Here is an 11,570-nt window from a genome sequence, read left to right as displayed (position 1 = left end):
ATCAAGAGATCTGAAAATCAAATTGTTTAGCCTTAAATAACGCTGGAACGCTCAGCAAATTGATGCACAGCGTTGGCCAGTGTTTCAATATCCTCCGGTGTGTGAAACGCGCTGATAACAATGCGCGTGTTGGCACGATCGGCAGCCGTCGGATACGCAAACGAATAGATCAGCATGTGCTGGTCGAGTAAAAATGGATAGAGCGCATCCTGCCTGGTAAAAAAAACCGGATACCCTTCGGCATGATGAAAAAGGCCCGTTGGGAGCAACAATTTTTCAGCCAGCTCAATGTTCTGACAAAGTTGCTCGTACGCTTCAGCGTATAGGTTCCCAGACTGAAGAAAGACATCAAGATAAGCCGGAGGCATAGGCGAACAGGCGCCGAAAAAAGCAGTCTGCCGAATGGACCGGATCGTATCGGTACTACCCAGAATGACACCGCCGGGTAAACCCATGGCTTTGGCAAGCGAAGCCGTAACCAGTAGATTTACATTGGGTTTATTCTGAAGCTGCGGCCAGATACCCCGCCCGTTATTCAATACCCCCACCCCATGCGAATCATCGACAACCAGCGTGATGGGGTGGTCGTTTGGCAAGGTATCAATCCAATCGAACGGATAATAGTCAGAGCAAACGGCATCGAGCGAATTGGTTAAAATGGCAATTGGGCCGGGTGGCGTAGCGCGTACCTGTTCGGGCAATTGAGCAACCCAGTCGCTGAAGGATAAACTTGGCAAGGCAACGGCCGGTTCGTGCCAGATAGCCGGGTGGGCATTCGGCGCATAAATAAATGTAACGCCCTGTCGGCGAAGCCAGTTCATAATTACCTGACCAGCCATCATACCCGACGACAAGGTGAGCGCGGAAGGTGTTTGAGGTAATCCTGCCGATAGGGTCGACGCCAGCTTTTCCTCAGCCTGCTCGTATATACTCAGTCGTAGATTGCCGTTTCGGGAACTGCCAAAAACAGTACCGTAGCGCCGGATAGCTTCCTGCATTAAGTCCTGAAAGGCAGGATTCTGTGGTAGACCGAGGTAAGCCGTTCCACTAAAAAACAAATATTCCTGGCTGTTGTAGGTGATCGTCCGGTTGGGTAGGTGATCGATGTCAAAAAATGGGCTCATTTTGCTACGATCATTCCTGGCCATCAATCAATTGAACTCCGGTTCCATTTTCTGTGGAGTAAACAACCTTGCCGTAATCGAACGTAACCCCAGTAGCGGGATCGTTAGCAATGAGCATAGCACCATCCAGATCAGCGTAATCGAGTAAGGGAAGCAGTTGCGCAATGGCCGAAATACCGACACTCGATTCGGTCATACAGCCCACCATCACCTGTAGTCCCAGTTCACGGGCGCGGGCAATCATCCGTCGGGCGGGCGTAATGCCGCCACATTTGGTGAGTTTGATATTTACCCCATGAAAATAGCCCGCACACCGATCAACATCGCTCTCGACAATACAGCTTTCATCCGCAATGACCGGTAAGGCACTTTGCTCATAAACAAGTTTGGCTCCTTCCCAATCGGCAGCCGGGAGCGGTTGCTCAATAAATTCGACGTTCAGGTCTTTCAGAAAATAAGATTTCTCAATGGCTTCGTTAGCCTTCCAGCCGCAGTTGGCATCGACCCGAAACAACGCATCCGTATGTTGTCGGAGGGTTCGGACCAGGTTGATATCCTCATCAGGGCGACCTAGTTTTATTTTATAAAGCGGCCAGGGACGTTCCTGCATCTTTTCGACCATTCGCTGAGGAGTGTCCAGGCCGATGGTGTAATCCGTTACCGGACTGCTGACTGGGTCAAGGTTCCAGAGTTTATAAAGGGGTTGCCCTTTCCGTTTTCCCCATAAATCCCAGGCCGCCTGGTCTAGTGCACACAAGGCAAATGGATTCTGTTTCAGGTGCGGATACATATCAGCCCAGAACTGTTCAGGAGCAGCCAACTCATGCGCTTCAATTTGCTCACGAATTGCATCCAGGGCAGCTATCATGCCATCGACAGTAATCCCATAGTACTTCGTAGCCGTAGCCTCGCCAAAGCCACGATACTCACCATCCCGAAGTTCGACAATCAGTGAAGGCTGTACGTCGCGACTATCGTGCGCAATCGTAAATGTATGATTCAGCCGCAGATCGACCGGATGAAAAAGCAGTTGCATTCGTACGGAAATTTCCCCAAAGATAGGGAAGTAGTGGAGTGGTTAATTGGTTATAATTCAATCATGCCGCTTCTGATTGCCTGTATGGCCATACCGACTCGAGTGCGGACGTTCATTTTCTGAAATACGATTTCCCGATAGCCGTCTATCGTACGAGGGCTCAACGACATTTTATCCGCTATTTCGGTATAGGTCAATTCGCTGCAGGCTAGTTTGACGAACTCCAGTTCCCGTTCATTCAGATTAAACGGTATGTACAGTCCGTTTCCAGGAGGAGCCATGAGCGTAGTAATCAGTTTGGAGGTGAGGAAGTCGGAATAATAATAGCCTTTGGTCATCACATCGTCCAGCGCCTGACGAAGTTCATCGGGCTGACAGTCTTTAAGCAGATAACCCAGGGCGCCATTGCGCACCATACGAACAATTTGTTCTTCCCGATCTTCCATCGACAGGGCCAGGACTCGAATGGCCGAATACCGTTCACGAAGGCGGGCTGCTGTGGCAAAGCCATCCATTTCGGGCATATTCACATCCAGCAGAACGATATCGGGGAGTTGTGGGGCCTGTTCCAGCTTTTGGAGAAGTACGCGTCCATTTTCGGCAATCAGGATCACTTCATACGTATCAAAACGGCGAATCAGGTCAGAGAGAGCTGCCGCTACCAGGTGGTGATCATCGGCAATAGCAACATAGGTGGGCATAGAGTTTCTGAAGAGGCAATTTATGAGTTGGAAAGTGGAGCGCTAAGGTAAGGACGAGCGCTCAGAATCCCATTTAGGAACATAAATTGCATATGAATCTATGTAATTTGTCGCTTTCGGCTTATAGGTTTCAATGTATGCCGCCTAAATCTGGAGGCCGTAAACCTACTTCTGTTCGTTCAGTCAAGCTGGGGTCGGGGCATCGTGATTTCGATACGTGTGCCCGATCCGGGTTGGCTACTGATGTGACAGACACCCCCAAACAGGCTGGCGCGCCGGTACAAGTTACTAAGCCCGGAACCAGCTTCTTCGAGCGGCCTGGCAGTGGCTTCTCCTACATCAAACCCTTTCCCATCATCGGCAATGACAAGGATAAATTTGTCTGGCCGGTAGTCGGCAATGAGCTGTATGGTCATTGCCTGGGCGTGCTTGAGTGCGTTATTGATCGACTCCTGCGTCATGCGTACGAGTACGGTTTCCAGATGCACACCCAATGAATACGGCTCCCCAACGGTGGTTAACTGCGTCTGGATTTTACCGATCCGCTGAATCCGGTCAAGTTCTGACGTAAGGCTGGGCAATAGCCCAAATCTACGAACCGTATCGTGATCGAGTGCTTTGGTCAGCGACCGGACTTCGGTGACAATCGTTTTGACCAGATCGCGCGTTTGCTGAACAGACGGTTGTACGGCCGAACCTTTTGTTTCGTATTCCAGTGAATTCAGGCGCATAATGGTCACCGTAAGCAACTGACCGATGTTGTCATGCAGATCATGACCCACCTGCTGTAGCGTTTGGTTCTGGATTTCGAGTTGCGACTGAAGGAGTTCGCGCTGGTGTAAATTCCGGGTTTGTTCCTGTTCGCTCAGGTAGCGCACGTACTGGCGCCGGTGCATAAAAAGGAAGAGGATAGGTGCCCCTGAAATAAGCAGCAAAAAGATGGTGGCTATACTAACGATGGCGATTTCTCCGCTGAAGTCTTGCATCGCAAACCGATAAAGAAATAAATGCACATAATCAGGAAAACGACATTATGAATTCTCCAGATGATGCTGATGGCCGATAGTTGTAGGTGCGTAAGCGTACGAAAGGTCAGAAAAATAAAGAAATTACTGCTATAGTAGGTGAAAATTCCATTGACATACCAAAAATCACGTACGGTCAGGATATTTTGCCGGGGCTGCGTGGCCAATTGGCGGGCGTAATAAACCAGGCAGGCCAATGTCATAAGCAGGCTGGCTATACCAAATGAGGTACTATCAAAATAGGCAACTGTTCGGGAAGTCTGTACCGTTTCGATCGTACTCCATTGAATGAGTACAACCGAAGCAGAAATAACCCAGATCAATGATTGGGATGCGTAGAGCTTAGCGAAGTAACGGGATAAAATAAAGTAAGACCAGGCCAGATTGAGCGAATAGATGAATAAGTTATCGATGAGCAATTCATTCAGTATGTTGGCGCAGCCATTAAAGAGGCACTGGCATACCAGATAATACATAACAAAATCCCTCTTCGGCCGATAGAGCGCAGTGAAAGCTACGATCAGTACCAGCAGAGGAGGGATTGTGTCCAGGTAATCAATAAACTTTCGAGCAAAATGCCACATGGTTGGCTGAACAGACTTAGCAATTTACGGCAATAATACCCGTTTAATCGCAGCCAGGAGGCCTCGGGCAACCATCAATCTCTGTTGAGTCGGCGATGGTACCAATAATACGCTCGCAAAAAGCTGTCACACGAGCCGGAAATGCATCACCTACTTTGGGGTCGAATTTGAGTCTGACGACTACACTACCATCGTCAGGTACGGTAGAGTTATCGATCAGCTTTTTGAGTTCACCTTTCTTAAAAACGAATTCAAGCATCAGTGTAGGGAGTTAAGGTTGAAAAAGTAGATTAAATGGAGATTGTTGGCACTTTATAGTTAAAAAAGAAGCGCCTTATTGAGTACTATCCTGTACAAAAGACACCAATAAACTTCAGATCAGGAACGGGAAATTTCCCGTATTCAATACCGTCTTTTTCCGGTTTGATAATCGGGAGATTCCCCCTATCTATTTTATAGATTATGTATCAAATTTGTTCAGTTTAGCTTTCCTCCTCTATCACGTCATGCCTTTCCTGGTTAATGAGATTGTGCCGGACTTCCATCCGGCTTTTTTTTGGCCATTTCAGAAATCAATACGCTCCCAGCTTAACCGGCCTAGCCAACCAAGTCTCTAAAATTCAGGAACTTGTAAATATTTTTCCTTTTTTCCAATCCAAACTTATCTCTTCCTGCGTAAGTCTGCATGTTGTCGACACAAGGTAATTTTTCCAAACACATCAATTAAGTCAAACAACAATGAAGACGCTTAAAATCACATTTGCTATACTCAGCTTATTGGCGATCAGCCAGGTTTCTTTTGCTCAGGAAAAAACGGTAACGGTCGGTGGAGCACCTATGTATCCATCCAAAAATATTATTGAAAATGCCGTTAACTCGAAAGATCATACAACCCTTGTAGCGGCTGTGAAAGCGGCTGGTCTGGTCGAAACCTTATCAGGCCCTGGTCCCTTCACGGTATTTGCGCCAACGAATAAAGCTTTCGATAAACTGCCAAAAGGTACGGTTGAAACGCTGGTAAAACCCGAAAACAAACAGACGCTGACGGGTATTCTAACCTACCACGTTGTAGCTGGCCGCATGAGTGCCGAAGATCTAATGAATGCGATCAAAGCCGGTGGAGGAAAAGCTACCCTGACAACAGTGGCAGGCGGTACGCTGACGGCTATGCAAAAAGGAAAGAAAATTGAACTCACCGATGCGAAAGGCGGCATGTCAACGGTAACCATTCCGGATGTATTCCAGTCGAACGGTGTGATTCACGTTATCGATACGGTGCTGATGCCGTAAGAATGAGTAACCTATTATCAAGTCAAACGGGCCCCGGAGATAGTCTTGCGGGGCCCGTTTGACTATAGAAATGAACAAAGAATTAGATATACTATTGCGAGTTTCAGAAATAATCGACTAGATTATATGGCGGAAGCAGGTATTTGTGTTTGATTATTGCTATTGATCGTCAGGATGCCGTATTTTAGCTGAAGAGCAGCTTGATACAACCGCTTACAATGGCTACCCAACAAACATCTCCGCTTAAAAAGCTATTTCAACGACATCCATTTACGAGTACGCCCTTCCTGTCACTAACCTGTTGGGTTGCCCTAACGTTGACTCCACTCTGTCTGTCGGCCCAAAAATTGACGGTCGTAAAAATGGATGCGCTGGTCGATAAGCAGATGTGGCCTGCCATCGACGAGCTTAGTGACTATGTGGCTCTCCCGAACGATGCCATCAATCCCGCCGATATTACGAAAAATATTGCCTGGACCGAAAAAGCATTCACAAAGCGGGGGTTTCAGACCAGCGTACTGCAAACACCTGGTCTGCCAGTGGTATTAGCTGAAAAAACTTTTCCCAAAGCGACAAAAACTGTACTGTTCTATTTTCATCTGGATGGTCAGCCCGTGCGGGCGAATGAATGGTTTCAAAAAGATCCGTTCATAACCGTACTGAAAGAAAAGACTGGCAATGGCAATTATAAAGAGTTGGCGGGCGATTTACCCAAAACCTCTGTAAACGACGAATGGCGACTGTTTGGCCGCTCAACTTCTGATGATAAGGGCCCAATCATTATGCTATTGAATGCGCTCGACATTGTTCAGGCCGAAGGGCGTACTCCGCCCTTCCATGTGAAGGTGATTATCGACACAGAAGAAGAAAAAGGTTCTGCCGGACTCAAGGGAGCATTAGCCGCGCATAAAGCCAGGCTGCGCGCCGATTACATGATTGTGATGGATGGGCCTATGCACTCGTCAAATCGTCCGACGCTTACGTTCGGTTGCCGGGGCAATGCTGGGTTTACCATCACGACCTATGGCCCTATCACACAACAGCATAGCGGACACTTTGGCAACTACGCACCGAATCCGGCTTTCCGCCTGGCTCGGCTGATTACGTCGATGAAAGATGAGCAGGGACGGGTACTGATTCCGGGCTTCTACGATGGCATCTCATTCGATGAAGCGACTCAACAAATCATGGCGGCAGTACCGGACAATAAGGAGGAAATTAACAAGACCCTTCTCATTGCCGATGAGGAAAAAGTTGGGCACAACTATCAGGAATCGTTGCAGTATCCGTCGCTCAATATTCGAGGTATGAAAGCGGCTGTGGTCGGAAAAGGTTCAGGAACCATAATCCCGGAAGAAGCTGTTGCCAGTTTCGATATCCGATTAGTACCCGAAACCGATGGAAAACGAATGATTAATCTGGTTCGGAAGCATATTGAAAAGCAGGGCTTTACCGTGCTGGATCATGTACCAACGCCCGAAGAGCGGTTAAAATATGCCCAAATCGTCTTCTTTGAAGGGAGTGCCGGTACGCCAGCTTTTCGGACGAACATTAGCGAGCCAATGGGTGTTTGGTTGCGTAAAGCCATTACGGATAGCTTTAGCAACGATCCGGTGATTATTCGGATGATGGGCGGAACCGTACCTGTGGTGCCGTTCATTCAGGAGTTGAACGTACCAGCCGTTCTGGTTCCGTTGGTGAATATGGACAACAACCAGCATAGTCCGAATGAAAATCTGCGGCTCGGTAATTTACGGACGGGCATAAAAACCTGCCTGGCCATTTTGAATACACCGTTGTAATTGACCTGTTTAAACTTTCCCTTTTTTAGAAAATGTCTGGCTCTTTTTTGTCATTCCGACCGGGACGCGTAGTCGCAGGAGGAATCTCAATGTTGCTTATTAGTCAAGCTTGAGATTCCTCCTGCGACTACGCGTCCCGGTCGGAATGACAAAAAAACGGTCCAATTTTACTGAAATTTAGAAAGTTTAAACAGGTTCATGATAAACAGGTTTCGTAGACTAGCCATGACAAAAGGTTTGGTATTTATTATGACACTGTTGACGACGGCTGTTCTGGCGCAAACGCCGTTTGCCGAGCAACTTGCCAAACACCGCGAAACCTACAAAAAGGACTTATTGACTACATCGGGCGGACCATTACAACCGGAAGACCTGTCATTCGTACAGTTTTATCCGCCCGACTCAACGTACCAGGTTACGGCTACCGTCGAACGGATTACGAAAGCCGAGCCATTCGATATGCCGACCTACAGTGGCAAGACCAAAGAGCATGTTGCCTATGCCCGACTGTCATTTACCCTGCATGGTAAACCACAGCAGTTGACCCTGTACCGAAGCCTGAACCTGATGCGCGTACCCGAATACCGCGACTACCTGTTTCTACCGTTTAAAGATGCCACGTCGGGCAAAGAAACCTACGGTGGAGGCCGCTACATGGACCTGCGCACCGGCGACATTCAGAATGGTAAACTGACGCTGGATTTCAACAAAGCCTACAATCCCTATTGCGCCTTTCAGGACGGGTACTCCTGCCCCATTCCGCCCAAAGAGAACGAACTATCTATCCCAATCGAAGCGGGGGAGAAAGCCTATGGCAAGGAGCACTGACCAAACGTGTACGTCAAAGCGGCCTTCTACGAGCACTAATAGTTACGCAGCAACTAACTCCTTCGGTTTATGGACACTGCTCTGTCGGTAAAACATCCGATAGATAATCGGAAAAATCAGCAGCGTCAGAATGGTCGCCGTAATCAGGCCGCCAATCACCACGATGGCCAGGGGCTTCTGAGTTTCGGAACCGATGCCGGTCGAGACAGCCGCCGGAAGTAGGCCAATAGCGGCCATCAACGCCGTCATCACTACCGGGCGAATACGCGTCTGCACCCCTTCCCGAATGGCCAGGTCAAGCGGCATTTTCTGCTGACGGTTGTTATTGAACACCGAAATCAGGATTACCCCATTCTGCACGCAGATGCCGAACAGGGCAATAAAGCCTACCCCGGCCGAAATACCGAAGTTCATACCCGTAACGTGCAGGGCCAGAATGCCTCCAATCAGCGCAAAGGGTACGTTGAGCAAGACCAAACCGGCATCTTTCGCATTGCCAAACAGGATGAACAGAATGACGAAAATAGCCGCCAGGCTCAGCGGAACCACCTGCCCCAGCCGCTTGGTAGCCCGAACCTGATTCTCAAACTCGCCCGTCCAGTTGATGGAATAGCCTTTAGGCAGGCTTTTCAATGCGGCATTGACACGCCGTTGCGCATCGGCAATCGTACTACCCAGGTCACGCTCGCGCACCGAAAACTTCACGCCAATAAACCGCTTGTTGTTGTCACGGTACACGAAGGCCGGGCCGGTAATCTCGCGGATCGTCGCGATTTCCCGTAGCGGAATTTTGTTACCGCGTAAGGTGGGTACCATTAGCCGCATAATATCATCTTCGGTTTTCCGATAGCTTTCACCATACCGCACCCGAATATCGAATTTGCGCTCTCCTTCGTACAGAATCGATGCCGTTTTACCCCCAATCGCCATTTCGATTACGGCCTGAGCATCGGCCGTCGAAACGCCATACAGAGCCATTTTCTGATCATGGAACAACACACTGATTTCGGGTTGACCAACGTTGCGAAGAATTCCAACATCTTTTACACCGGGTACATCGCGAATGGCAGCCAGAACGGTATTCGCTAGTTTATTCAGCTCGTTCAAATCATCGCCGAAGATCTTGACGGCATTACTGGCATTCATCCCGGCAACGGCTTCGGCTACGTTGTCGATGATCGGTTGCGAGTAGTTGTAATTAATGCCCTGAAACTGCTTCAGTTTCCCGTCCATTTCTTCAATCAGTTCATCGGTCGTAATCTTGCGTGTCCACTCGTCTTTCGGCTTGAGGTTTACCTGCATCTGCACGTAGTAGAATCCTGAGGGGTCGGTACCATCGTTGGAGCGCCCCGTCTGCGACAAAACCCCATTCACTTCAGGAAATTCCATCAACTTTTGCCGCAACACCCGCACCATACCCACCGTTTGGTTGAGCGAGCTACTCATGGGCAATTTGGCCTCTACCCACAAAGCCCCTTCGTTGAGCGTCGGCAGAAATTCGGTACCCAGGAACGTGGCCGAGAAAAAGGAAGCCACCATAAACACAATGGCCGCCAGTAAACTCAACCGACGATTGGCATAGCATTTGGAAAAGCCAGCCATTACAATCCGGTTGAAGAAATTGACCAGCGGATTATTTTTCTCCCGCACGTTTTTCTTCAGCAGTATGGAGCAAAGCAGCGGCACCAGCGTCAGGGTAAACAGGAGCGCTCCCAGCAGCGCAAATCCAAGTGTCCAGGCAAGGGGTGAGAACATTTTACCTTCCACTTTCTGGAATGAGAAAATGGGCAATAAGGCCGTAATAATGATGAGCTTGGAGAAGAAAACCGCTTTACCCAACTCACCACCCGTTTTCTTGATCAGCCCCAGCTTGCTCATCCGGTTGAAGCGGGTCATGCCTGCCTGATGGGCCAGATGATCGAGCGCGACAAAAATCCCCTCCACCATCACCACGGCGCCATCAATGATGATACCGAAATCGACGGCCCCCATTGATAACAGGTTGGCCGACATGCCCCGCATCCGCAGACACATAAACGCGAAGAGCAAGGCCAGCGGAATAATGATCGACACAATCACCGTAGTCCGCCAGTCGGCCATGAACAGGAATACGATGACCGTAACCAGAATAATCCCCTCTGTCAGGTTGTGCAGAACGGTTTTTGTACAGAAACTGATCAGGTTATCACGGTCGTAAAACGTTACCATTTTCACGTCAGACGGCAGGATACGGGTATTTAGCTCCTCGATTTTAGCCTTTACCCGCTCCAGTACTTCGCTCGGATTTTCGTTCTTCCGCATCACGACAATACCTTCTACCACATCATCATCATTATCAAGACCAACCTGTCCAACGCGTGGGAAATTCGACTCAGCAACTTCAGCCACATTCTTCACCAGTACCGGATTACCATCGAGGTCTTCGACAAGCAGGTTTTCGATGTCCTGAATGGACGTCAGCAGGCCGATTCCCCGCACTACATACGCCTGCCCGTTTCGCTCGATTACGTCCCCCCCTACGTTGATGTTACTCCGCGTAACAGCCTGATACACTTCGAGTGGCGTAATGTCGTACTTGGCCAGTTGCGTTGGGTTGACCCGGATTTCATAACTCTTATCCCGTCCACCGAACGCCACCACATCGGCTACGCCCGATACCGAACGCAGTTGCCGGTCGATGACCCAGTTGTGCAGGGTTAGCAGTTCACGGCTATCGCGGGTAGCGGATTTGAGCGTAAACCGGAAAATTTCGCCCGTTGGCCCGTAGGGCGGCTGTACTTCAGGATCGACCCCATCGGGAAGCGACACCGTTCGGAGTTGGTTATTGACCTGCTGCCGGGCAAAGAAATCTTCGACATCATCTTCAAAAATAATCTTGATGATGCTCAGCCCGAACATGGTAATGGAACGCACGTTGGTTTTGCGTTGTACCGAGTTCATCGATACCTCGATGGGCACCGTCACAAACCGTTCGATTTCTTCAGCCGAACGCCCTTTCCATTCTGTCACGACAATAATTTGCGTGTTCGTAACATCCGGGAAAGCTTCAATGGGTGTGTTTAGATAGCTGGCGATACCGGCCACTACCAACCCAAAGGTCATGAAAAAGATAAAAAAGCGGTTCTTGAGCGAAAAACCGACAACGTTGCGGATGAATTTGTTCATGGGGAAAGGGGAAAG

General features: G+C 49.1%; 10 protein-coding genes. 3 read left to right on the top strand and 7 right to left on the bottom strand.

The features are described 5' to 3' along the window. Positions 1–32: 32 nt before the first annotated feature. From ACYVFD_RS31630 to ACYVFD_RS31605, 6 genes are all read right to left on the bottom strand, one after another. A complete protein-coding gene (locus ACYVFD_RS31630; protein ID WP_461094616.1) occupies positions 33–1,124 on the bottom strand; it encodes an aminotransferase class I/II-fold pyridoxal phosphate-dependent enzyme in 1,092 nt (363 codons plus the stop codon). 10 nt (positions 1,125–1,134) lie between these two features. Further along, positions 1,135–2,160, bottom strand: a complete 1,026-nt coding sequence (locus tag ACYVFD_RS31625) for a dipeptide epimerase (RefSeq protein WP_461094615.1) — start codon at positions 2,158–2,160, stop codon at positions 1,135–1,137. Between the two features lie 50 nt (positions 2,161–2,210). Further along, positions 2,211–2,861 carry a response regulator gene (locus ACYVFD_RS31620; RefSeq protein ID WP_461094614.1) on the bottom strand — a complete coding sequence of 217 codons (651 nt, stop codon included), beginning with the start codon at positions 2,859–2,861 and terminating at the stop codon, positions 2,211–2,213. Positions 2,862–3,040: 179 nt separating this feature from the next. Continuing rightward, positions 3,041–3,847: a sensor histidine kinase gene (locus ACYVFD_RS31615; RefSeq protein WP_461094613.1), complete on the bottom strand. Its 807-nt coding sequence runs from the start codon at positions 3,845–3,847 to the stop codon at positions 3,041–3,043. Further along, entirely contained in the window at positions 3,808–4,470 is a 663-nt protein-coding gene (locus ACYVFD_RS31610) for a hypothetical protein (RefSeq protein ID WP_461094612.1), read from the bottom strand. Before ACYVFD_RS31610 ends, ACYVFD_RS31615 begins: the two co-directional genes overlap by 40 nt. Positions 4,471–4,513: 43 nt before the next feature. Continuing rightward, complete coding sequence (locus ACYVFD_RS31605; protein WP_461094611.1) at positions 4,514–4,729, bottom strand: hypothetical protein; 216 nt, start codon at positions 4,727–4,729, stop codon at positions 4,514–4,516. Between the two features lie 479 nt (positions 4,730–5,208). On the opposite strand from ACYVFD_RS31605, the gene ACYVFD_RS31600 reads away from it, so the two are divergent. The 3 genes from ACYVFD_RS31600 to ACYVFD_RS31590 all read left to right on the top strand — a co-directional run bounded on the left by ACYVFD_RS31600 (position 5,209) and on the right by ACYVFD_RS31590 (position 8,390). Continuing rightward, positions 5,209–5,760: a fasciclin domain-containing protein gene (locus tag ACYVFD_RS31600; protein ID WP_461094610.1), complete on the top strand. Its 552-nt coding sequence runs from the start codon at positions 5,209–5,211 to the stop codon at positions 5,758–5,760. A 218-nt stretch (positions 5,761–5,978) separates the two neighbouring features. Then, on the top strand, positions 5,979–7,562 hold the full coding sequence (locus ACYVFD_RS31595; RefSeq protein ID WP_461094609.1) for a M20/M25/M40 family metallo-hydrolase: 1,584 nt from the start codon (positions 5,979–5,981) through the stop codon (positions 7,560–7,562). Between the two features lie 225 nt (positions 7,563–7,787). Further along, a complete protein-coding gene (locus tag ACYVFD_RS31590; protein ID WP_461094608.1) occupies positions 7,788–8,390 on the top strand; it encodes a DUF1684 domain-containing protein in 603 nt (200 codons plus the stop codon). Positions 8,391–8,432: 42 nt separating this feature from the next. On the opposite strand, the gene ACYVFD_RS31585 is transcribed toward ACYVFD_RS31590, so the two are convergent. Continuing rightward, complete coding sequence (locus ACYVFD_RS31585; protein WP_461094607.1) at positions 8,433–11,555, bottom strand: efflux RND transporter permease subunit; 3,123 nt, start codon at positions 11,553–11,555, stop codon at positions 8,433–8,435. Between the last annotated feature and the right edge of the window lie 15 nt (positions 11,556–11,570).

This window comes from Spirosoma gilvum, from assembly GCF_054776815.1.
Note: the sequence above shows the minus strand (reverse complement) of the source record. Positions and strands in the feature narration are given on the sequence as shown.

Bases quoted from the DNA above. Each gene is read 5' to 3' on its own strand.
- ACYVFD_RS31600 (WP_461094610.1), top strand. From the start codon at position 5,209: ATGAAGACGCTTAAAATCACATTTGCTATACTCAGCTTATTGGCGATC.
- ACYVFD_RS31610 (WP_461094612.1), bottom strand. From the start codon at position 4,470: ATGTGGCATTTTGCTCGAAAGTTTATTGATTACCTGGACACAATCCCT.
- ACYVFD_RS31605 (WP_461094611.1), bottom strand. From the start codon at position 4,729: ATGCTTGAATTCGTTTTTAAGAAAGGTGAACTCAAAAAGCTGATCGAT.
- ACYVFD_RS31620 (WP_461094614.1), bottom strand. From the start codon at position 2,861: ATGCCCACCTATGTTGCTATTGCCGATGATCACCACCTGGTAGCGGCA.
- ACYVFD_RS31615 (WP_461094613.1), bottom strand. From the start codon at position 3,847: ATGCAAGACTTCAGCGGAGAAATCGCCATCGTTAGTATAGCCACCATC.
- ACYVFD_RS31630 (WP_461094616.1), bottom strand. From the start codon at position 1,124: ATGAGCCCATTTTTTGACATCGATCACCTACCCAACCGGACGATCACC.
- ACYVFD_RS31625 (WP_461094615.1), bottom strand. From the start codon at position 2,160: ATGCAACTGCTTTTTCATCCGGTCGATCTGCGGCTGAATCATACATTT.
- ACYVFD_RS31585 (WP_461094607.1), bottom strand. From the start codon at position 11,555: ATGAACAAATTCATCCGCAACGTTGTCGGTTTTTCGCTCAAGAACCGC.
- ACYVFD_RS31595 (WP_461094609.1), top strand. From the start codon at position 5,979: ATGGCTACCCAACAAACATCTCCGCTTAAAAAGCTATTTCAACGACAT.
- ACYVFD_RS31590 (WP_461094608.1), top strand. From the start codon at position 7,788: ATGACAAAAGGTTTGGTATTTATTATGACACTGTTGACGACGGCTGTT.